Annotated in this window: 16 protein-coding genes and 1 pseudogene; 10 read left to right on the top strand and 7 right to left on the bottom strand. The window is 67.5% G+C overall.

Annotated features, from left to right (window positions below; all coding sequences use genetic code 11):
- Positions 1 to 22: 22 nt before the first annotated feature.
- The gene (locus tag U5N23_RS14980; protein WP_322593581.1) at positions 23 to 2,902 is read right to left on the bottom strand and encodes a 2-oxoglutarate dehydrogenase E1 component; all 2,880 of its coding nucleotides are present in this window, start codon (positions 2,900 to 2,902) and stop codon (positions 23 to 25) included.
- Between the two features lie 259 nt (positions 2,903 to 3,161).
- Here U5N23_RS14980 and U5N23_RS14985 point away from each other — a divergent pair, with 259 nt between their 5' ends.
- Complete coding sequence (locus U5N23_RS14985) at positions 3,162 to 4,229, top strand: AI-2E family transporter (RefSeq protein ID WP_322593582.1); 1,068 nt, start codon at positions 3,162 to 3,164, stop codon at positions 4,227 to 4,229.
- Between the two features lie 123 nt (positions 4,230 to 4,352).
- On the opposite strand, the gene U5N23_RS14990 is transcribed toward U5N23_RS14985, so the two are convergent.
- The 4 genes from U5N23_RS14990 to hrpA all read right to left on the bottom strand — a co-directional run bounded on the left by U5N23_RS14990 (position 4,353) and on the right by hrpA (position 10,283).
- Positions 4,353 to 5,081, bottom strand: coding sequence for a pentapeptide repeat-containing protein (locus tag U5N23_RS14990; protein WP_322593583.1), 729 nt, complete (start codon positions 5,079 to 5,081; stop codon positions 4,353 to 4,355).
- Positions 5,082 to 5,118: 37 nt separating this feature from the next.
- Positions 5,119 to 5,460: an SMR family transporter gene (locus U5N23_RS14995; RefSeq protein WP_322593584.1), complete on the bottom strand. Its 342-nt coding sequence runs from the start codon at positions 5,458 to 5,460 to the stop codon at positions 5,119 to 5,121.
- Between the two features lie 25 nt (positions 5,461 to 5,485).
- Positions 5,486 to 6,052, bottom strand: a complete 567-nt coding sequence (locus U5N23_RS15000) for a TetR/AcrR family transcriptional regulator (protein ID WP_322593585.1) — start codon at positions 6,050 to 6,052, stop codon at positions 5,486 to 5,488.
- Positions 6,053 to 6,152: 100 nt separating this feature from the next.
- Positions 6,153 to 10,283, bottom strand: a complete 4,131-nt coding sequence (gene hrpA, locus U5N23_RS15005; RefSeq protein WP_416208612.1) for an ATP-dependent RNA helicase HrpA — start codon at positions 10,281 to 10,283, stop codon at positions 6,153 to 6,155.
- A gap of 147 nt (positions 10,284 to 10,430) precedes the next feature.
- Between hrpA and U5N23_RS15010 the strand changes: the two genes are divergently transcribed.
- From U5N23_RS15010 to argA, 5 genes and pseudogenes are all read left to right on the top strand, one after another.
- Positions 10,431 to 12,314, top strand: coding sequence for a serine hydrolase domain-containing protein (locus tag U5N23_RS15010; RefSeq protein ID WP_322593587.1), 1,884 nt, complete (start codon positions 10,431 to 10,433; stop codon positions 12,312 to 12,314).
- Between the two features lie 320 nt (positions 12,315 to 12,634).
- Positions 12,635 to 12,880 carry a hypothetical protein gene (locus U5N23_RS15015; protein WP_305745697.1) on the top strand — a complete coding sequence of 82 codons (246 nt, stop codon included), beginning with the start codon at positions 12,635 to 12,637 and terminating at the stop codon, positions 12,878 to 12,880.
- Positions 12,881 to 12,893: 13 nt separating this feature from the next.
- Positions 12,894 to 14,447 carry an AAA family ATPase gene (locus U5N23_RS15020; RefSeq protein WP_322593588.1) on the top strand — a complete coding sequence of 518 codons (1,554 nt, stop codon included), beginning with the start codon at positions 12,894 to 12,896 and terminating at the stop codon, positions 14,445 to 14,447.
- A 45-nt stretch (positions 14,448 to 14,492) separates the two neighbouring features.
- Positions 14,493 to 14,966, top strand: a pseudogene (locus U5N23_RS15025) (peptidase M41); the annotation flags it as partial.
- 90 nt (positions 14,967 to 15,056) lie between these two features.
- Positions 15,057 to 16,403, top strand: a complete 1,347-nt coding sequence (argA, locus tag U5N23_RS15030; RefSeq protein WP_322593589.1) for an amino-acid N-acetyltransferase — start codon at positions 15,057 to 15,059, stop codon at positions 16,401 to 16,403.
- 39 nt (positions 16,404 to 16,442) lie between these two features.
- Here argA and U5N23_RS15035 read toward each other — a convergent pair whose 3' ends face one another.
- Positions 16,443 to 16,778 (bottom strand): hypothetical protein, encoded by a 336-nt coding sequence (locus U5N23_RS15035; protein ID WP_322593590.1) that lies wholly within the window; start codon positions 16,776 to 16,778, stop codon positions 16,443 to 16,445.
- 190 nt (positions 16,779 to 16,968) lie between these two features.
- Between U5N23_RS15035 and U5N23_RS15040 the strand changes: the two genes are divergently transcribed.
- The 3 genes from U5N23_RS15040 to U5N23_RS15050 are packed head-to-tail and all read left to right on the top strand — an operon-like array spanning position 16,969 to position 20,209.
- A complete protein-coding gene (locus U5N23_RS15040; protein ID WP_322593591.1) occupies positions 16,969 to 18,108 on the top strand; it encodes an alpha/beta fold hydrolase in 1,140 nt (379 codons plus the stop codon).
- A gap of 50 nt (positions 18,109 to 18,158) precedes the next feature.
- Positions 18,159 to 19,091, top strand: a complete 933-nt coding sequence (locus tag U5N23_RS15045; RefSeq protein ID WP_322593592.1) for a bifunctional enoyl-CoA hydratase/phosphate acetyltransferase — start codon at positions 18,159 to 18,161, stop codon at positions 19,089 to 19,091.
- Positions 19,088 to 20,209 (top strand): acetate/propionate family kinase, encoded by a 1,122-nt coding sequence (locus U5N23_RS15050; protein WP_322593593.1) that lies wholly within the window; start codon positions 19,088 to 19,090, stop codon positions 20,207 to 20,209. The genes U5N23_RS15045 and U5N23_RS15050 overlap by 4 nt, the downstream gene beginning before the upstream one ends.
- Before the next feature lie 8 nt (positions 20,210 to 20,217).
- Here the strand turns inward: U5N23_RS15050 and bla are convergent, their stop codons facing one another.
- Positions 20,218 to 21,111 (bottom strand): class A beta-lactamase, encoded by an 894-nt coding sequence (bla, locus tag U5N23_RS15055; RefSeq protein ID WP_322593883.1) that lies wholly within the window; start codon positions 21,109 to 21,111, stop codon positions 20,218 to 20,220.
- A 97-nt stretch (positions 21,112 to 21,208) separates the two neighbouring features.
- On the opposite strand from bla, the gene U5N23_RS15060 reads away from it, so the two are divergent.
- Entirely contained in the window at positions 21,209 to 22,066 is an 858-nt protein-coding gene (locus U5N23_RS15060) for a LysR family transcriptional regulator (protein WP_322593594.1), read from the top strand.
- Positions 22,067 to 22,069: the final 3 nt, after the last annotated feature.

Consider the following 22,069-nt stretch of genomic DNA (forward strand, 5'->3'; position numbering starts at 1 on the left):
TCTGTTGTTGGGGTTGCCGGCCTTACTTGGTCAGGACAAAACCCTTGAGCTTGCCAAACGCGCCGTCCACCAGCGCCTTTTGCTGTTCCTGGTGCAGGTGCGAGTAGCCCACGGCAGGCGATGCGGACGCTGCGCGGCCGGAGTAGCCCAGCTTCTGGCCGTCGAGCATGTTCTCGTGGATGTAGTGCTGCACGAAGAACCAGGCGCCCTGGTTCTGTGGCTCGTCCTGGCACCACACCACGTCCGTGGCGTTCGGGAAGCGCTTGAGTTCGTTGGCGAACGCCTTGTGCGGGAACGGGTAGAGCTGTTCGACGCGGATGATGGCCACATCGTCGTCTTCGCGCTCGGTGCGCTTCTTGACCAGGTCGTAGTAGACCTTGCCCGAGCAGGCGATCACGCGCTTGACCTTGGCGGCCTTCTTCACGATGGCTTCATCCTGCTCCGGGATCACCGTCTGGAAGCTGCCCTTGGTGAACTCGGACAGCGGCGAGGTGGCGTCCTTGTTGCGCAGCAGCGACTTGGGGGTCATGATGATCAGCGGCTTGCGCAGATCACGCACCATCTGGCGGCGCAGGATGTGGAAGATCTGGCTGGCCGTCGTGGGCTGCACCACCTGCATGTTGGCATCGGCCGACAGCTGCATGAAGCGCTCCAGGCGCGCCGAGCTGTGCTCGGGGCCCTGGCCTTCGTAGCCGTGCGGCAGCATCAGCGTGATGCCGTTGACACGGCCCCACTTGACTTCGCCGGAGGCGATGAACTGGTCGATCACGACCTGCGCGCCGTTGGCGAAGTCGCCGAACTGGGCTTCCCAGATCACCAGGGTGTTGGGGTCGTTGGATGCGTAGCCGTATTCGAAGCCCAGCACTGCCTCTTCGGACAGGATGGAGTCGATCACGACGAACGGGGCCTGGTTCTCGCTCACGTTCTGCAGCGGCACATAGGTGCCGATGTCCCACTTCTCGCGCTTCTGGTCATGGATGACCGAGTGGCGGTGCGTGAACGTGCCGCGGCCGCAGTCTTCACCCGACAGGCGCACCGGGAAGCCGCTGGCCACCAGCGAGGCGAAGGCCATGTGCTCGCCCATGCCCCAGTCCACCGGGATGTCGCCACGGCCCATGGCGGCGCGGTCGTCGTACACCTTCTTGACCAGTTGGTGCGGGGTCACGCTTTCGGGGATGGTGGTGATCTTCTCGGACAGGCGCTTCCACTCGGCCAGCGGAATCGCGGTGTCGCCCGCGTCGGTCCACTTCTTGCCCAGGAACGGGCTCCAGTCCACCGCGTACTTGCTCTTGAAGTTGGTCAGCACCGGGTCGACCGTGTGCTTGCCCGCATCCATGGCGGCGCGGTAGGCCTTGACCATGTCGTCGCCCAGGGTCTCGCCCAGGCCTTGCGCGGCCAGCTTGTCGGCATACAGCTTGCGCGTGCCGGGGTGCTGGCCGATCTTCTTGTACATCAGCGGCTGGGTCAGTGCAGGCGTGTCCTGCTCGTTGTGGCCCAGCTTGCGAAAGCAGATGATGTCCACGACCACGTCCTTCTGGAACTCCATGCGGAATTCCAGGGCGAGTTGGGTGGCCAGCACCACGGCTTCGGGGTCGTCACCGTTCACGTGCAGCACGGGCGACTCGATCATCTTGACGATGTCGGTGCAGTACAGCGTCGAGCGTGCGTCGCGCGGATCGGAGGTGGTGAAGCCGATCTGGTTGTTGATGATGATGTGCACCGTGCCGCCCGTGGAGTAGCCACGGGTCTGGGCCAGCGCCAGGGTTTCCTGGTTCACGCCCTGGCCGGCAAAGGCCGCGTCACCGTGCACCAGCACGGGCAGCACCTGCTTGCCCAGCGGGTCGGCGCGGCGGTCCATGCGGGCGCGCACCGAGCCTTCGACCACGGGGTTCACGATTTCCAGGTGCGAGGGGTTGAACGCCAGCGACAGGTGGACCGGGCCGCCGGGGGTGGTCACATCGGAGCTGAAGCCCTGGTGGTACTTGACGTCACCCGATGGCAGGTCTTCGGGCGCGGTGTGGTCGAACTCGGCGAACAGGTCCGCAGGCATCTTGCCCAGGGAGTTGACCAGCACGTTCAGGCGGCCGCGGTGGGCCATGCCGATCACGATTTCCTGCACGCCCTTGGCGCCGGCGGACTGGATCAGCTCATCCATGGCGGCGATGAAGCTTTCACCCCCCTCGAGGGAGAAGCGCTTCTGGCCGACGTACTTGGTGTGCAGGAAGCGCTCCAGGCCTTCGGCGGCCGTCAGGCGGTCGAGGATCTGCTTTTTCTTCTCGGCACCGAAGCTGGGCTTGCTGCGGATGGTTTCGAGCTTTTCCTGCCACCAGCGCTTCTGGTTCTGGTCGGTGGCGTACATGTACTCGGCACCGATGGAGCCGCAGTAGGTTTCGCGCAGGGCATTGATCAGCTCGCGCAACGGCAGGGATTCCTTGCCGAAGAACGTGTTGCTGATGTTGAAGACGGTTTCCTGGTCCGCGTCGCTGAAGCCGTAGAACGAGGCTTCGAGTTCGGGGATCGCAGGGCGCTCGGTGCGCTTCAGGGGATCGAGGTCGGCCCAGCGCTGGCCCACGTTGCGGTAGGCAGCGATCAGCTGCTGTACGGCGGTGCGCTTGCGGCCCAGTTCCGAATCCGCACCGGTGGCGACGACGACCTTGGTGCCGCCCTGCTTTGCGCGCTCGGCGAAGGCATTGACGACGGGAAGGTGGGGTACGTCCTTGGCATTGGAGCCATCGACGGCAGGCACATGCTGCAATGCGTCGAAGTACTCGCGCCAGGTGTCAGGCACGCTGCCGGGGTTGGCGAGGTAGTTCTCGTACATCTCTTCGACATAGGGCGCATTGCCGCCGAAGAGGTAGGTGTTGCCTTGGTAGGCTTGATAGACGGACGTCGTATCGCTCATATTCCGCTGACCTCCGCTTCCCTGAGGGAAGCATTAGCTGGTTGAGAAACCTTCCGCGACACGGCTGAACCGGTTGGCGGATGCGACTGTGGCTGGGGAAGGGCCTTGGTACGGGCTGCATTGTGCCACTGATCTGCATCAAGGCCCAAAAGCACGAGCCATATGTATCCGGGCCCCATGGAAATGCCGGGCGCCGCAGCACCTCGCGTACATTGCGGGTACACGCGATAGGGCGGGTATACGTTCTCAACAGGTTCCAATGAGCCCCAACACACTCCAAGACAAGACTTTCCTGCTGCTACTGGTGCTGGTCACCGTGGCTTTCGGCGCCATCCTCTGGCAGTTCCACGGTGCGGTGTTCTGGGGCATGGTGCTGGCCATCCTGTTCGCCCCGCTGCACCGCAAGGTGCTGCGGCGCCTGCGCCCGCGCACCAACCTGGCAGCCCTGATCACGCTGGGGCTGTGCCTGGTGATCGTGATCCTGCCGGTGGCCTTCCTCACCATCTCGCTGGTCCAGGAGGCCACGGCCATCTACGAGCGCACGCGCACGGGGCAGCTCAATTTCGGCCTGTACTTCCAGCAGGTCATCGCCGCCCTGCCCCAGTGGGCCGTGAACCTGCTCGACCGCTTCAACCTGACCTCGGTGGCGCAGCTCCAGGAGCGGCTGTCGTCCGTGGCCGTGCAGGCCAGCCAGTTCATCGCCACCCAGGCGGTCAACATCGGCCAGAACACGCTCGAATTCCTCGTGGGCTTCGGCATCATGCTGTACCTGCTGTTCTTCTTGCTGCGCGATGGCGCCGCGCTGGGCGCACGCATCGGCCGCGCCATTCCGCTCGAGACCGAGCACAAGCGCCAGTTGGTCACCAAGTTCACCACGGTGATCCGCGCCACCGTCAAGGGCAACATCGTGGTCGCGGCCTCGCAGGGCGCCCTGGGCGGGCTGATCTTCTGGATCCTTGGCATCCAGGGTCCCGTGCTCTGGGGCGTGCTCATGGCCTTTCTGTCGCTGCTGCCCGCCGTGGGCGCCGGCCTCATCTGGCTGCCCGTGGCCATCTACTTCCTGGCCACCGGCGCCGTGTGGCAGGGTGTCGTGCTGATCGCCTACGGCATCGGCGTCATCGGCCTGGTGGACAACGTCCTGCGCCCCATCCTGGTTGGCAAGGACACCAAGATGCCGGACTACGTGGTGCTGATCTCCACCCTGGGCGGGCTGGGTCTGTTCGGACTCACGGGCTTTGTCATCGGCCCGGTGATCGCGGCGCTGTTCATGGCGACGTGGGATCTGTTCTCGCCCGAGCCGGACCAGATCCAACGCGATCCGAGCTGACCCTGTGCCGCGGAGACCCATACGGACTTGCATTTGACCGTATAGCCAAGCGGGAAGCCGCAGACAGTGCTGTAGCACGGCAAGGCGAACCAACGACGCTAGACGGTCGAAGGCAAATCCGTATCACATCACCCGCACGCCCAGCTCGCTCACCAGCGCCGCCGCCTGGTCCTGCGAGATCACGGCCCCCTTGAAGAACTGCGCCACGTTGGCGATGCGCAGCCCGGCCAGGTCCACCGCACGCAGATCGGCGCCGTCGAAGCGGGCGTTCTTGAGGTTGGCATCGCGCAGGCTGCCGCCTTCGAACACGGCATCGCGAAAATCGCAGCCGCCCAGGTCTGCGTCACTCATATCGAGTTGCCCGATGGTCTGCTTGCGAAAAGACATGCCGCGCAGGTCCGCGCCCACCAGCAGCGAGTCGTGAAAACCTAGGCCCAGCGTGTGCGCCTCGCGAAAGCTCGCGCCGGTGAGCTTGACCTCGGCAAACACCGCAGCGCCCAGCTTGCTGCGCACCCAGCTGGTGTTGTTCAGGTCGCAGCGGTACCAGCGCGCATCGCTCAGGTCCGCCAGGTGGAAGTTGGCCAGCCCGGCCCGACAGCCCAGCCAGCGGCTGTCGGCCAGGTTCGATTTCTCGAACGACACCTCGGCCAGCGTGCACTCGGTGAACTGCGCCCCATGCAGCTCCAGCCGCGACAGATCCGCCCCCTCGAAATCGCACTGCTCGAAGTGCAGTGGCCCGGGGCCACGCTCCATCAGGGCCAGCACATCCGAGCGCGACAAGGTCTGGCCTGTGATGGGCGCAACCGCCGGTGCGGTGGCGGCAGTCGAAGAGCAGGCGTAAGAGGCGGTCATGGCATCACCCAAAAAACAGGGAGGGGGAGCGCAGGCATCAATGGCCCACGCTCTTGGAAAACAGGTTCACGACGAGCACGCCCGCAATGATCAGGCCCAGGCCGATCACCGCCGGCAAGTCGAGCTTCTGCCCGTAGACCACCCAGCCCACGGCCGAGATCAGCACGATGCCCACGCCCGACCAGATCGCATAGGCAATGCCGACGGGCAGGGTCTTGAGCGTGAGCGACAGCAGGTAGAACGACAGGCCATAGGTGACCACCGTGATGGCGCTGGGCCCCAGGCGGGTGAAGCCCTCGGAGGCCTTGAGCGCCGAGGTGCCGATCACTTCGGAGACGATGGCAATGCCGAGCAACAGGTAGGCGGTGGTGAGATTCATGGGTACTCGCTTTTGAACAGGGTGGTCAGTTGCACAGATCGAGCAGGGTTTTGAGGATGCGGGCCTTGCGCGCTTCGTCCATCGGGTACACATCGAGCATGTGGCTGAACCAGTAGCCGTCGGCCGCCAGGCGGCAGGCCAGCAGGCGGTCGGCTGTTCGAGGGTCATCGCCATCCTCCGCCAGGGCGGCCTGCATGGCGGCGCTCCACTGTTCGCGGCAATGGGGCAAGGTCAGCGCCAACAGGCCGATGGCGCGCTGGGCCTCCACCCGGTTGCAATCGGTGCCTTCGTCGAACGCCGTGCGGATGTAGGCCCGGGCATGCCGGCCCGGCCTGCCCTCCTCTTCCCGGGCCAGTGCCAGGGCATAGCCCTGCTGAAACTCCTCGAACAACTGGTCACTCAGCGCATCAAGCAGCGCCTGCTTGCTGCGAAAGTGGTGCTGCAGCCCACCTTTGGTCACGCCGGCGCGGGCCGACACGGCATCCAGCGTGACAGCATGGGGCCCCTGCTCGACCAGCAGCGTGCGCACCACGGCCAGCAACTGGCTGCGCACGAGCTCGGGGTGTTTCTGGCGGCGGTGGGCTTCGGTCATGCGGACAAACAAACCATCTGGATGGAATGTTTAGTATAGCGCTCCCCCGCCCATCGGAAACACGCCGATCCGAAAGACCGGATCGGCAAGTCCCCTTTCTTCAGCTATTCACCTGCGCCCACAGCTTCTCCAGCCGCTTCACGCTCACCGGCTGCGGCGTGCGCAGCTCCTGCGCGAAGAAGCTCACGCGCAGTTCCTCCAGCAGCCAGCGCAGCTCCTGCATGCGACTGTCCACCTGGCCCTTGCGCTCGGCCACCAGGCGCCAGTAGCGCTGCTCCTGCGGGCGCAACTCGGCCAGCTTGGCAGCGTCGCGCGCGGGGTCGGCGCGGTATTTGTCCAGGCGCAGGGTGATGGCCTTGAGGTAGCGGGCGTAGTGGGCCAGCTGCGTCCAGGGTGCGATGGCGATGAAGTTCTTGGGCATCAGCCGGGCCAGTTGCTGCTGGGCATCCTGCGTCGCTTCGGGCGCGTTCTTGGTGTCCTTGATCTTGCGCGCAGCCACGGCGAACTCGATGAGGATGGTGCCCGCCAGGCGCGCCACCTCGTTGGCGATCAGGGTCAGGCGGCCCCTGCCCTCTTCCAGCCGGCGCTTGAAGGCGAACTCGTCGGTCGGCAGCGGGTCGAGCAGGAAGGCTCGGTCCAGCGCCACGTCGATGACCTGGTTGCGCAGCTCCTCCTGCGTGCCGCCGCCGGTGCCGTCGGCGTTGCGGCCCACCTGCATGTAGGCCACGGCCATCTTCTGCAGGTCGGGGATGTTCTTTTCGAGGTACTTGAGCGCGTCCTTGATCTGCAGCGCGAACAGGCGGCGCAGGCCGGCGCGGTGCTTGGCAGCGGCCACCTCGGGCTCGTCGAAGACCTCGATGGTCACCGCGTCGCCGCCGTCGATCAGGGCCGGAAAGCCGATCAGCGTCTGCCCGGCCTTCTTGATCTCCATCAGCTCGGGCAGCTCACCAAAGGTCCAGGCGGTGTAGCGCTGGCCAGCGGGTGCAGCGGGCTTGGCTGCTGGCTGTGCGGGCGCTGGGGCCGCCGCAGACCCGCTTTTGGCTGCAGGCGCCGCTACTTCTGGTGGCGGCGGCACGCCTGCGGCCAGCTTGAGCCCTGCCAGCGCCTGGAAGGCACCGCGCGCCTTGGCGCCCCATTCGGCCTTCAGGGCGCCCAGGTTGCGGCCATGGCCGAGCTGGCGGCCGTGCTCATCCACCACGCGGAAGTTCATGAACAGGTGCGGGCTGAGCATGTCGAGCTTGAAGTCGGCGCGCTTCACATCGAGCGAGGTCTCGTCGCGCACCTGCTTGAGCAGCACGTCGGTCAGGCTGCCCAGGCCGAAGCGCTCGGGCGTGCCCAGCAGGCCGGCCAGGCGCGTGGCGTTCTCGAGCAGCGGCACGAAGCGGCTGCGCGGGCGCTGGTGCAGGCTCTTGAGCAGGGCCTGGATCTTGTCCTTGAGCATGCCGGGCACCAGCCATTCACAGCGCTCGTCGTTCACCTGGTTGAGCACGAACAGCGGAATGGTCACCGTGATGCCATCGCGCGCGTCGCCCGGCTCGTGCAGGTAGCTGGCGGCGCAGTCCACGCCACCCAGGCGCACCGTCTTCGGGAAGGCGTTGCTGGTGATGCCCGCCGCCTCATGGCGCATGAGCTCCTCGCGCGTGAGCTTGAGCAGCTCGGGCTGCTGGCGCGAGGCTTCGCGGTACCAGGCCTCGAAGCCGTGGCCGCTGCATACGTCGGGCGGCAGCTGCTGGTCGTAGAAGGCGTAGATCAGCTCGTCGTCCACCAGCACGTCCTGGCGGCGCGACTTGTGCTCCAGCTCCTCCACCTTGGCGATGAGCTTCTGGTTGGCGGCCAGGAAGGGCAGCTTGCTCTCCCAGTTGCCGCCCACCAGCGCCTCGCGGATGAAGATCTCGCGTGCCGCATGCGGGTCGATCTTGCCGAAGTTGATGCGCCGGCCGTTGTAGACCACCAGGCCGTAGAGCGTGGCGCGCTCCAGCGCCGTGACCTCGGCCGACTTCTTTTCCCAGTGCGGGTCGAGCAACTGCTTGCGCAGCAGGTGGCCGCCCACCTGCTCGATCCACTGCGGCTCGATGGCGGCGATGCCGCGCCCGAACAGGCGCGTGGTCTCCACCAGCTCGGCCGCCACGATCCAGCGGCCGGGCTTCTTGGACAGGTGGGCCCCCGGGTGCTTGTAGAACTTGATGCCGCGCGCGCCCAGGTACCAGTCTTCCTCTTCGCTGCGCATGCCGATGTTGCCCAGCAGGCCCGCCAGCATCGACAGGTGCAGTTGCTCGTAGCTTGCGGGCTGGCTGTTGATGGCCCACTTGTGCTCGGTCACCACGGTGAGCAGTTGGGTGTGGATGTCGCGCCACTCGCGCAGGCGGCGGATGCTGATGAAGTTCTGGCGCAGCAACTGCTCGTACTGGCGATTGCTCAGCTTGTGCGTGGGCGCATGTGCCTCGGCACTGGCCACGGCGGGCGCTGGCGCTGCAGCGGCCACCATGCGCTGCGCAACAGGCAAAAACGCCTGCGAAGGTGCTCGCTGGTTGGCCATGGCTTTTTGCGCGCGGGCCGACGGCAAGGTGGGCGCACCGCCCCGGGCCTCGTTGATCCACTTCCACAGCTTGAGGTAGCCGCTGAACTCGCTTTTCTCGTCGTCGAACTTGGCATGCGCCTGGTCGGCCTGCTGCTGGGCCTCCAGCGGGCGGTCGCGCACATCCTGAACACTCAGAGCGCTGGCGATCACCAGCACCTCGTCCAGCGCCTTGCGGTCGCGTGCCTCCAGGATCATGCGGCCCACGCGCGGGTCGAGCGGCAGGCGCGACAGCTCCACGCCCATGGGCGTGAGCTCATTGGCCTCGTCCACCGCGCCCAGCTCGCCCAGCAACTGGTAGCCGTCGGCAATCGCACGGCCCGAGGGCGCCTCGATGAAGGGGAACTGCACCACGTCACCCAGGTGCAGCGACTTCATGCGCAGGATGACACCCGCGAGCGAGCTGCGCAGGATTTCCGGGTCGGTGAAGCGCGGGCGGCCGTTGAAGTCGGCCTCGTCGTACAGGCGGATGCAGATGCCATTGGCCACCCGGCCGCAACGGCCGGCACGCTGGTTGGCCGCAGCCTGGCTGATGGGCTCGACCAGCAACTGCTCCACCTTGCTGCGAAAGCTGTAGCGCTTGACGCGGGCCGTGCCCGCATCGATCACGTAGCGGATGCCCGGCACCGTGAGCGAGGTCTCGGCCACGTTGGTGGCCAGCACCAGGCGGCGGCCGGTGTGGCCGTCGAAAATGCGGTCCTGCTCGGCCTGCGACAGGCGGGCGAACAGCGGCAGCACCTCGGCGTTGCGCATCACCGGCTGGTGCGCCAGGTGCTTGCGCAGGTGGTCGGCCGCCTCGCGGATCTCGCGCTCGCCGGGCAGAAAGATCAGGATATCGCCGGCGGCGTTGCCCTGCCAGAGTTCATCCACGCCGTCGGCGATGGCTTCGTTCAGGCCATAGTCGCGCGTGTCCTCGAACGGCCGCCAGCGCTGCTCCACCGGAAAGGTGCGCCCCGATACATAGATGATCGGTGCCGGCCCCTTGGCCGACTCGAAGTGCTTGGCAAACCGGTCGGCATCGATGGTGGCCGAGGTCACCACCACCTTCAGGTCCGGCCGGCGCGGCAGGATCTGGCGGATGTAGCCCAAGAGGAAGTCGATGTTCAGGCTGCGCTCGTGCGCCTCGTCGATGATGATGGTGTCGTAGGCCTTGAGCAGCGGGTCGGTCTGCGTCTCGGCCAGCAAAATACCGTCCGTCATGAGCTTGACCGAGGCGTCGCGCGAAAGCCGGTCCTGAAAGCGCACCTTGAAGCCCACCACGTCGCCCAGCGGCGTCTTGAGCTCTTCGGCGATGCGCTTGGCCACGCTGCTGGCCGCAATGCGGCGCGGCTGGGTGTGGCCGATCAACTGGCCCTTCTGCCCTGCCGGCGCATTGCACTTGCCCCGGCCCAGTGCCAGCGCGATCTTGGGCAACTGCGTGGTCTTGCCCGAGCCGGTTTCGCCGCAGACGATGACGACCTGGTGCTGGCGGATGGCCGCCATGATCTCGTCGCGCTTGCCCGATACGGGCAGGGATTCGGGGAACTCGATGTGCAGCTTGGCAGGGGGCCTGGCGGGCGGGACGGGCTTGGCGGGCTGGGAAATGGGAGGCGTGGAGTCGGTCATGAAGCCCGCATTATCCGAGGCTGGGCGTTGGCCTTGTGCAACACCGGCCATGCGCGAGCGGCCAGGGGGTACGCGGCCGCCCCATCGGGTCGCTATTTCTGTGTGAAACGTCCGCCGGACCGGGCGATTTTCAGGATGTAATCACCCCATCACCATCCGGCCCTGTCGTCCCGCCGCGCGCCCCCTCCCCTACCCAGAATGCCTCCGCAGACATCTGCCTCCACGCCCTCCCTGGACGAACGCCTCCCCACGCCATCGCGCCGCGCATGGCTGGCATGGACCGGCACCGCGGCCCTGGCGCCCTGGCTGCCCGGCTGCGGCGGCAGCGGCGCCCCCGCGCCCACCCTGGATGCCACCATGGCCTGGGGCCGCCGCCAGATCCGCCAGGCCATGCAGGCCAGCGACACACGGGCCGCCTCGATTGCCATGATGTACGGTGACCGCATCGTCTGGCAGGAGGCCTTCGGGGTGCTGCGCGATACCTCTGCCAACCCGGCCAACCCGGCCACCCCCGCCACGCCTGAAACCCGGTTCAACGTCGGTTCGGTCAGCAAGGTGCTCGCAGCGCTGGCCGTGATGATCCTCGTGGACCGCCAGCTGGTGCAGCTCGATGCGCCGGTGGTGCGCTACCTGCCGCAGTTCAGCATGCTCTCGCCCGGCTACCGCGACATCACCGTGCGGCACCTGCTGAGCCACGCCTCGGGGCTGCCCGGCACCTACCTGCGCAACATGTTCGCGTTCGCCCCGCTTGCGGGGTATGCGGCCGGGGTGGAGGCCGCGCTGGCCGACATGCACCTCAAGCACGCCCCCGGGGCCATGGCGGTCTACTGCAACGATGGCTTCACCCTGGTCGAGCGCATCGTGCAGGCCGTCACGGGCCAGAGCTACCCGGCCTTCGTGCAGTCCGCCATCCTCACCCCGCTCAGCATGGGCCGCTCGGGCTTCACGCTGCAGCCCCTGCCCGAAGGCAGCTTCGCGCCGGGTTACATCGGCCAGGCCCGGCAAGGCCAGGAGTTCGTGATGGGCTACGCCACGAGCGGGCTGTGCACCACGCCCGGCGACATGATGCGGTTGGCCGCCCTGCTGATCCAGGGCGGAGAACAGGATGGCCAGCGCGTGGTCTCGAAAGCCGGCGTGGCGGAGATGGGCCGCGACCAGAACCAGGGCATGCGCATCGACCTCACCCCCGACTGGCACTGGGGCCTGGGCTGGGACAGCACGCAGCAGCCGGGCCTGGGCGCCGCCGGCGTGCGGGCCTGGCAAAAGAGCGGCAGCACGGTGTTCTGCGCGAGCGACTTCTACGTGCTGCCCCAGGCCGGCATGGCCTTGCTGCTCACGGGCAACGCACCGGGCTTTCGCCCCGGCCCCATCGCCGAAGGCATCTTGCTGCGGGCCTTGCAGGAGACCGGCCAGCTGCAGGCCCTGCCTGCCAAGGTGAGCGCCGTTGCGCCTTCGGTGGCCACCTCCTCCACCACCGACGTCGATGCCGTGCTCGGCATCTATGGGCGTGCCTCCAGGCCGCTGAAGGTGGCCTCGCCCGACGGGCAGCAGATCGACCTCTCGGTGTGGTCCGCTGCGCTCAAGGACTGGGAGCCGCTGTGCGAGGGCCTGCGCCTGCGCAGCGATGGCTGGTGGTGGGCGGATGCCAAGCCCGGCACGCACTACCGCTGGGAGCAGACCGACGGCCGGCGCTACCTGCTGTCGCGCGAGCCGGCCCGCGCCGGGCACTACTGGGTCACCACGCCGATGGCGCAGCAGATGCCCCGTGCAAGTGCCCCGCTGCCCTCGGCCTGGGCCGACCGCCTGGACAGCACCTGGATCCAGGCCAACGAAGCGCCGGAATCGATCCTGCTGGCAGCCGGCAGCATGGCCACTGCCACCCTGAGGGAGTTGCCCGAGCTGCGTGGCTACCTGTTCTGGGACGACCGCCAGTTGCTGCTCCCCCTGTCGGCAGACCGCGCCGGCATGGCGGTACAGGTGCCCCTGCACGAAGGCCGCGATCTGGTCGAGCTGGTCGTGCACGTGCAGGACCAGCAGGAGTGGCTGCACGCAGCAGGCTGGGTCTACCGCCAGGGTGATTGATCCGGCACGCGCCACCACCACTGTTCCTTTCACGCGACAGTCACTTGCTTTTGCCGCAGCCACGGCTTGCCACGCGCTGCGCGGCTCGCCACAATGGCGCCTTCTTTCCGCAACGCATGGCCATGTCGGCCACCGCTGAAAGCCCTGGAGGTCACCGCTATGTTTGTTCCCTTGTTCGCTCCTGCCTGACCACAGTCCACCGCCCCGGCTGGACTGTGCATTCACGAGTCCAGCCACGGCAAACAAGCGCACCTCGCACCCAGTGCAGCGCTCCACAAGCCCTGGCTACCTTGCCGGGGTTTTTTGTTTGTGGAGTGCACATGAGTGCCCAAAAATTGTCCCGCGCCTACGCCCAGGGTGAAATCAAGAAGCTGCGCCGCATGAAGCAGCCCCTGGTGCTGAAGCTCGAAGCCTCGGGCCCGCCCCGAAACCCTGTGGCCACCGCGCTGGCCCAGCGCAGCCTGTCCAGCGCGGCAGGCAAGCACATACGCAGCCGCGGGGCCCAGCGCCGCGCGGACAACGTCGCCCTGCGCAAGGCGATCCAAGGCAAGCTACAGAACGATTGACCGATTGACCGATATGAATCCCTTCACCAACGACGTGCCGCCGCAGCCGCGGCACACCCTGCACCCCACTGCGGCCCTGGCCGCAGGCGGGGTGCCTGCCACCGCACCGCATGCCGCACCGGCACCCGTGCATGCCCATGGCGACACCGCGCCCGCCGCCGTCAGCGCCGCCGAGCTGGCCGTGCGCCAGCAGGCGCTGGCACGGGCGGCTGCGCAGCTCAAGGCCGAGCTCTTCGGCATCGACGACGTGATCGACCGCGTGATCGATGCCGTGCGCGCCTGGTATGTGCTGCCCCAGCTCATCAGCCGCCCGGTCATCGTCTGCCTGTGGGGCTTGACCGGTACGGGCAAGACCCAGCTCACGCGGCGCCTGGCGCAGCTCCTGGGCTTTTACGACCGCTTCGTGGAGGTGCAGATGGACGGCTTCAGCCACGGCGCCAGCTACCGCAGCTCCACCATCTCGGGCATGCTGGGCGACTCGGGCATCACCGAGGCGGCGACCGGCATCCTGGTGCTCGACGAATTCCAGCGCTTTCGCACCATGGACCGCAAGGGCGAGGACGTGAAGGTCGAGCGCTACCAGGACGTGTGGACCCTGCTCTCCGACGGGCGCCTGCCGCCCGCGCTGAGCGCGCTGTCCAACATCGAGCGCAAGCTGGCCGACGCCCACTACGAGGCCGAACGCGCCGAGACCGACGACGAAGCGCGCGCCGGCAAGCCGCCGCTGCGCTTTCAGCTCGATGCCTGGGACGCGCAGGAGCTCAAGCGCATGCTCAAGCTGCAGGAGCCGCTGGCCGAGATCATGCAGTGGCCGCCCGCCAAGGTGCAGGCGCTGTTCACGCGCTTTCAGCAGTCGCACCACTCATGGGAAACCGACTACAGCAAGCTCCTGGTCTTCGTCTGCGGCAACCTCGACGAGATGTACCACGAGACCGCCCAGCGCGTGGAGGACTGCGACACCGACGCCGACATCTTCCACCGCCTGACGCGCAAGCTCTCGCTGATCGACGTGAAGAAAGCGCTGGGCGAACGCTTCAAGCCCGAGCAGATCGCGCGCCTGGGAAACGAGCATGTGATCTACCCCTCGTTCAGCAAGGCGACCTACGAGCAGCTCATCCGCAACCTGTGCACGCGCTACGTGGACGACATCGCCGCGCAGTGCGGCGTGCGCTTTGCCATCGGGCAGGACGTGCTCAACGAGCTGTATGCCAACGCCGTCTTTCCGGCACAGGGCACGCGGCCGCTGTTCTCGTCGGTGCACGCCATCCTGAGCGCCAACCTGGTCAACGCCGCGCTGTGGGTCATGCAGGAGCAACTGCCGCTGGCGCAGGAGTTCCCCATCACGCTCGCGACCGGCAAGCGCCATTTGCTGGTGCAGGGGCTGGGGCCGCACGGGCCGGCAGAGACCACCTTCCCGGTGGTGCTGGAGCTCAACCGGCTCAAGCAGCGCGCCAACGCGGATTTTCGCGCCCTGCTGGCGGTGCACGAGGCCGGGCACGGCCTGGCCTACTGTGTGCTGTTCGGCCATGCCCCGCAGGAGGTGAAGATCAACATCGCCTCCTTCTAGGGCGGGTACAACAGCTTCTCCAGCCTCAAGGCCACGACCCGGCAGAACGCGCTGGACATGATGTGCGTGGGCCTGGCCGGCCGCGTGGCCGAGGAGCTGGTGTTCGGCGAAATGGCCTGCACCACCGGTGCCGAGCAGGACTACAAGCAGGTGACGGCCGAGGCCGCGCGCTACATCCGCCACCACGGCTTCGGTGCGCGCCTGGCCCGCACCGACGTGACGGTGGAGATGGACAACCACGTCAACACCGACGTGGGCCCGAGCAACGAGGCCATCGAGGCGCTGATGCAGCAGCAGTACCGGCGCGCCCAGGCGCTGCTGCAGACCCACCGCGAGGCCCTGGGCCGCACGGTGGACGCGCTGCTGCGCCAGGGCACCATCGCCCCGGTGGAGATGGTGGCCTTGCTGCGGGACTGCGGCATTGCGCTGGCCGCGCCCGCGCAGGGCGGCCTGCCCGACGAAGGGCTGGTGCTGGAGCCGTTTGCGGCCAAACTGGGAGCGTTTCGCCAGGCACTGTGATGCGGGCCGCAGCGCGGGGCGGGGTACGCCCTTATGATGCCGGCCTGCCAACGCATTCTTATTTTCAGGTCGCCCCACCCCTCGCTGCCCATGTCCGCCGTTTTCAACTTCACCTTCGTCCCCTGGTTCCGCTCGGTGGCGCCCTACATCCACAAGTTCCGCAACCAGACTTTCGTGATCGGGCTGACGGGGGAAGGCATCGCGGCAGGCAAGCTGCACAACATTGCGCAGGACTTGGCGCTGATCCAGGCCATGGGCGTGCGCATCGTGCTCGTGCACGGCTTTCGCCCGCAGGTCAACGAGCAGCTGGCGGCCAAGGGGCATGAGGCCAAGTACTCGCACGGCATCCGCATCACCGACTCGGTGGCGCTCGACTGCGCGCAGGAGGCCGCGGGCCAGCTGCGCTACGAGATCGAAGCCGCCTTCAGCCAGGGCCTGCCCAACACGCCCATGGCCGGCGCCACGGTGCGCGTGATCTCGGGCAACTTCCTCACGGCGCGGCCGGTGGGCATCATGGACGGGGTGGACTTCCAGCACTCGGGCCTGGTGCGCAAGGTCGATGTGGCCGGCATCCAGCGCACGCTGGACATGGGCGCCATGGTGCTGCTCTCGCCGTTCGGCTTCTCGCCCACGGGCGAGGCCTTCAACCTGAGCATGGAAGAAGTGGCCACCAGCGTGGCCATCGAACTGCGCGCCGACAAGCTGATCTTTCTGACCGAGGTGCCCGGCATCCGCATGCAGCCCGGCGAGCCCGAGGGCGAGGACAACCCCATCGACACCGAGCTGCCGCTGGCAGCGGCCCAGGCCCTGCTGGCCACGCTGCCCACCGCGCAGCAGCCGACCGACACCGGCTTTTACCTGCAGCACTGCGTCAAGGCCTGCAAGGCCGGCGTGGAGCGCAGCCACATCCTGCCGTTCGCGGTGGATGGCTCGCTGCTGCTGGAGGTGTACGTGCACGACGGCATCGGCACCATGGTGATCGACGAGAAGCTCGAAGAGCTGCGCGAGGCCACCATCGACGACGTGGGCGGCATTCTGCAGCTGATCGAGCCGTTCGAGAAGGACGGCACCCTGGTCAAGCGCGACCGCACCGAGATCGAGCGCGACATCTCCGCCTACACCATCATCGACCACGACGGCGTGATCTTCGGCTGTGCGGCGCTCTACCCCTACCCCGAGGCGAAGACGGCCGAGATGGCCGCCGTCACCGTGTCGCCGCAAAGCCAGGGCACGGGCGATGGCGAAAAACTGCTCAAGCGCATCGAGCAGCGCGCCCGCGCTGCGGGCCTGGACAGCATCTTCGTGCTGACCACGCGCACCATGCACTGGTTCATCAAACGCGGCTTTCAGCCCGCCGACCCCGACTGGCTGCCCGAGGCGCGCAAGCGCAAGTACAACTGGGACCGGCGCAGCCAGGTGCTGGTCAAGAAGCTCTGATCGGGCCGGGCCTGTAGCGCAAGACCAGGCGATCGCCCCTCATTCCCCCTCTTTGGGCGCGTCCAACTGGTGGCCGATGCGCGGAGCAAGGTGTTCGCGCACGTGCTCGGCGATGGCCACCGTGGCATCGCCGCCCAGCTCGTCGATCATCTGGCGGGTGACGGCGTAGTGCATGGCCAGCAGGCCGCGCAGCTTTTCGAAGGCGGCCGGGTTGTCGTGCCGGGCCACCAGCCGGTCGCGAGCCAGCACGCGCTCCGCGGCGCCGGGGGCGGCCAGCGGCACCTGGCAGACGATGGCCATCTGGTCGACCTCCAGGTCGATCTGCTGCAACAGTTCTTCCCAGTGGCCGGGGGTGAATCGCTCTTCATGGTCCATGCGAAGGTTCTCCGGTGGTCGGGCGGGGCCCGGTCGTCTATGGCGGTCAAGGCATTTGCCAGCCAATTATGGCCAGCAGCGGCAAGCCCGCCCACCACAAAGGGGTGCAACAAAGGTGTACAGAGCCCATGCTAAGCTGGATATTGCACTGCAGCAGATGAATTCTGGCATCCCTTTTTCGGAGCTTTCCATGGCTGAGCACGGCACCCTCTCGCGCACCGCATCGGCGGCGCCGATCCCCTCGGAACACAGCGTTCCCCTCTTCTGGCCCATGGCGGCGGCCTGGCACCTGGGCGAGCAGGCCGTGTCGCTCATGCAGCGCAACCTGGCCTTTGCCACCGAGGCGGCCGTCATCGACCACCCGCCCCAGCCCGAATGGGCCACGCCCAACCAGGTGCGGCTGGAGCTGGCCACCATGCGGCTGCGCGAGTTCACCGACAGCACGGCCAAGGGCATCCCCATCCTGATCGACGCGCCCTTTGCAGGGCACAGCTCCACCATCGCCGACTACGCCCCCGGCCAGAGCCTGGTGCAGGTCCTGATGGCCGCAGGCGCACCGCGCGTGCTGGTGACCGACTGGAAGACGGCCACGCCGGCCATGCGCTTCTTCGACATCGACACCTACCTGGCCGAGCTCAACGTGGTGGTGGATGACCTGGGCGGCCAGGTGCACCTCATCGGCCTGTGCCAGGGCGGCTGGCTGAGCGCCATGTATGCGGCGCGCTTTCCGGGCAAGGTCAAGAGCCTGGTGCTGGCGGGCTCGCCCATCGACACCGATGCCGGCGATGGCCCGATCAAGCGCCTGGCGCACAGCCTGCCGCTGGCCACCTACCGCGAGATGGTCGACCTGGGCCAGGGCCTGATGCGCGGCAGCATGATGCTGGCCGGCTGGAAGAACATGCACCCGGCCGAGCAGTATGCCGAGAAGTACGCCACCCTGTACCGCAACATCGAGGACCAGAGCCAGGTCGCCCGCACCGAGCAATTCGAGCGCTGGTACGAGAACCCGGTGGACCTGCCCGGCGCCTACTACCTGCAGGCCATCGAGCAGTTGTTCAAGGACAACCGCTTTGCCAAGGGCAGCTTTGTCGGCCTGGGCAGAACGCTGGCGCTGCGCGACATCACCATTCCCACCTACCTGCTGGGCGGCGAGGCGGACGACATCACCACGCCCGAGCAGGTGTTCGCCGCGGCCGACCTGATCGGCACGCCCAGGCACAAGATCGTGCGCAAGCTCGTACCCGGCGGGCACATCGGCCTGTTCATGGGCAGTGGCACACTCCGAAGCGCCTGGCCGGGCATTGCCGACTGGGTGCTCGGCCACGGCTGAGGCCCGGCCCCCTTCCCCCTTTCTACGTCCTGCAACCCTGGTGATTCCCGATGAACAGTTTTGATGCCAACAGTCTGCTGGAACATTGCCGCACGCTCGCGCCCGCGCGCACCGCCATCGTCCATGCGGTCAGCGCCAATGTGCTGCAGGCCGCGCAGGAGGCGCAGCAGCAAGGGCTGATCACCCCCGTGCTGGTGGGGCCTGCCGCGCGCACGCGCGAGGCCGCCGAAGCGGCGGGCGTGGACATCTCGGCCTGGCGCCTGGTCGATGCCGAACACAGCCACGACGCGGCCGCCAAGGCGGTGGCCCTGGCCGCCGCGCGCGAGGTCGATGCGCTGATGAAGGGCTCGCTGCACTCCGACGAGCTGATGGGCGCGGTGGTCAAGAGCGACGCCGGCCTGCGCACCGAGCGGCGCATTTCGCATGCCTTCCTCATTGACCAGGAGAGCTATTCCAAGGCCTTCATCATCACCGACGCCGCGGTGAACATCGCGCCCGACCTTGCCACCAAGGTCGACATCGTGCAGAACGCCGTCGATCTCTGGCATGCGCTGTTCGGCGCCGACGTGCTGCCCAAGGTGGCGGTGCTGGCGGCGGTAGAGACCGTGAGCCCGAAGATGATCGCCACGCTCGATGCCGCCGCCCTGTGCAAGATGGCCGACCGGGGCCAGATCACGGGCTGCCTGATCGATGGCCCGCTGGCCTTCGACAATGCCATCAGCGCGGAGGCGGCCCGCACCAAGGGCATCGTCTCGGAGGTCGCGGGCAACGCCGACATCCTGCTGGTGCCCAACATCGAGGCGGGCAACATGCTGGCCAAGCAGCTCATCTTTTTGAGTGGCGCGGAGGCCGCCGGCATCGTGCTGGGCGCGCGCGTGCCCATCATCCTGACCAGCCGGGCCGACAGCCAGCGGGCACGCCTGCTGTCGTGCGCCGTGGCGCTGCTGCTGGCCCATGCCCGCAGCAAGGGGTTGATCAAATGAAGCAGAACACGCCCGTGCTGCTGGTGCTGAACGTCGGCTCGTCCAGCATCAAGTTCCAGGTGTTCGAGCGCGAATCCCTCGCCGTGCTGATGGCGGGCAAGGTGACCGGCATCGGCACCAGCGCGCAGTTGTCGGCCCGACTGGCCGGGACCGAGGCCCCGCTGCGCACCGCCCTGCCTGCGGCGGACCACGACACTGCCATGGCGGCCGTGATCGCGCTGATCGACCAGCACGACGACGGCTGGCACCTGGCGGCCGTGGTGCACCGGGTGGTGCATGGCGGCGCGGATTTTCGCGCGCCGGTGCTCGTCACGCCCGCCATCGTGGCCCGCCTCCAGGCCCTGGCCCCGCTGGCCCCCCTGCACCAGCCGCACAACCTGGCCGGCATTGCAGCGTCAGAGCGCCTGGCCAGCCATGCGCTGGACATCGCCTGCTTCGACACCGCCTTCCATGCGCGCATGGACCCGCTGTTCCAGACCTTTGCCCTGCCCCAGGCCCTGCGCGCGCAGGGCGTGCGCCGCTACGGCTTCCACGGCCTGTCGTACGAATGGCTGGCGCACGAGATCGCCCGCACCCGCCCCGACCTGCGCGAGGCCCGCGTGGTGGCCGCGCACCTGGGCAACGGCGCCAGCCTGTGCGCCATGCAGGCGGGCCGCAGCGTGGACACCACCATGGGCATGACCGCCCTGGACGGCCTGCCCATGGGCACGCGCAGCGGCGCCATCGATGCGGGGGCCGTGATCTACCTGCAGCGCGAGCTGGGCATGGATGCCGCGCAGGTCGAGCACCTGCTGTACCAGGAGTCGGGCCTCAAGGGCCTGTCCGGTGTAAGCAGCGACATGCAGGCCCTGCTGGCCAGCGCCGACCCGCAGGCGGCCTTTGCGGTCGACTACTTTGCGCTGAAGGTGGCGCAGTACACGGCCATGCTGGCCGTGTCCATGGGCGGGCTCGATGCCCTGGTGTTCACCGGTGGCATCGGCGAGAACGCAGACCCGGTGCGCGAAGCGGTGCTGGCGCGCCTGCAGATGCTGGGCGCTTTCGAGACCCTGGTCATACCCGCCAATGAAGAAAAGATGATGGCCCTGCACGCCAAGCAACTGCTGGCAATGCAGGGCTAACTCTCTCCCTACGCTGCCAGGGCCCACCGGGCCACCAGCGCCCCAATCTCTGCCATGGCCGCATCGCGCTGCTCGGGCGGCGCCTCGCCGCCGGTCAGGTAGCAGCTCACCACGATGGGCTTGCGCGCTGGCGGCCAGAACACGCCGGCATCGTTGCTGGTGCCGCGCGATGCGGTACCGGTCTTCTCCCCTGCCTTCCAGCCCTCGGGCAGGCGGGCGCGCAGGCGCTTGTCGCCTGTCTTGTTGGCCAGCAGCCAGCCCTGCAGCTTCTCGCGCGAGGCGGGTGACAGGGCCTGGCCCAACGCCAGCGCCTGGATGCAATGCACCATGGCCACGGGCGTGGTGGTGTCGCGCGGGTCGCCAGGCTTGGCCTCGTTGAGTTCGGGTTCGGTGCGGTCCAGCCGCGTGATGCTGTCGCCCAGCGAGCGCACATAGGCCGTGAGCGCGGGTGGGCCGCCATTGCTGGCCAGCAGCAGGTTGGCGGCGGTGTTGTCGCTCAGGGTCATGGTGCCGGCGCACAGCTCTTCCACCGTGAGGCCGGCACCATCGGCGTGCGGCTCGGTCACGGGCGAGTAGGTCACCAGGTCTTTTTTGGCGTAGGTGATGCGGCGGTCCAGCTTGTCGTGGCCCTGGTCCACGCGGCGCAGGGTCTGCGCGGCCAGCAGCAGCTTGAAGGTGCTGGCCATGGGAAAGCGCTCTCCCCCCCGGTGCGCGATCTGCCGGCCGGTATGGGTATCGAGCGCGGCCACGCCCACGCGGCCACCCACGCTGGCCTCGATGCGTTTGAGGTCTGCCAGCCAGGCGGCATCGGCGGCAGAGCCACTGTTTTTCTGCGGACTGGTCTGGGCCAGGGCGGCCAGGGGGATCAAGCCGAAAGCAGCTACGAAATCTCGTCGAATCATCATTTACCTCTGTCGTTGAACGGAATAGACGCAACGATACCGATTCGACGCACAGCGCACCATCGACAATAATCGACCCGAGACCCAAGAAAAACTTATGCACCTGCCGCTCAACGCCCTGCGCGCCTTCGAGGTGTCGGCCCGCCACTTGAACCTGACCCGCGCCGCCGACGAGCTCAACGTGAGCCAGACAGCCGTGAGCCAGCACATCCGCAACCTGGAGGACCGGCTGGGCAAGCCGCTGTTTCGCCGCCTGCCCCGGGGCCTGGCGCTCACGGACGAAGGCCAGGCGCTGCTGCCGGTGCTCAGCGATGCCTTCGAGCGCATTGCGGCCGCACTGGAGCACATGAGCGATGCCCGCCCGCGCGAGGTGCTTACCGTGGGCGTGGTCGGCACCTTTGCCGTAGGCTGGCTGCTGCCACGGTTGCGCGACTTTCAGCAGGCCTGCCCCTTTGTGGACCTGCGCCTGCTCACGCACAACAACCGGGTGGACATGGCCGGCGAGGGCCTGGACTATGCGATTCGCTTTGGCGATGGCGCCTGGCACGGCACCGAGGCGCAGTGCATATTGCACGCCCCCATGACCGCCATGTGCGCCCCGGCCCTGGCCCACCACCTGCGCCACCCGGCGGACCTGGCGCGCCAGCCGCTGCTGCGCACCTACCGCGTGGACGAATGGGTGGCCTGGTTCGATGCGGCCGGCGCGCCCTGCCCCGTGGTGCGCGGCGCCGTGTTCGACTCGTCCCTGACCCTGGCCGAGGCGGCCGTACAGGGCGCGGGTGTGGCGCTGCTGCCGGTGAGCATGTTCACGCGCGAGCTGCAACAGGGCCGGCTGGTGCGCCCGTTTGCGCTGGAGCTGCAGCGTGGCGCCTACTGGCTCACGCGGCTGAAATCACGCGTGCCCAGCCCGGCGATGGAGGCCTTCCACAAATGGCTGATGGCCCAGGTGGGGTGAAGC

The organism is Acidovorax sp. (genome assembly GCF_034519795.1).
Lineage (GTDB): Bacteria > Pseudomonadota > Gammaproteobacteria > Burkholderiales > Burkholderiaceae_C > Acidovorax.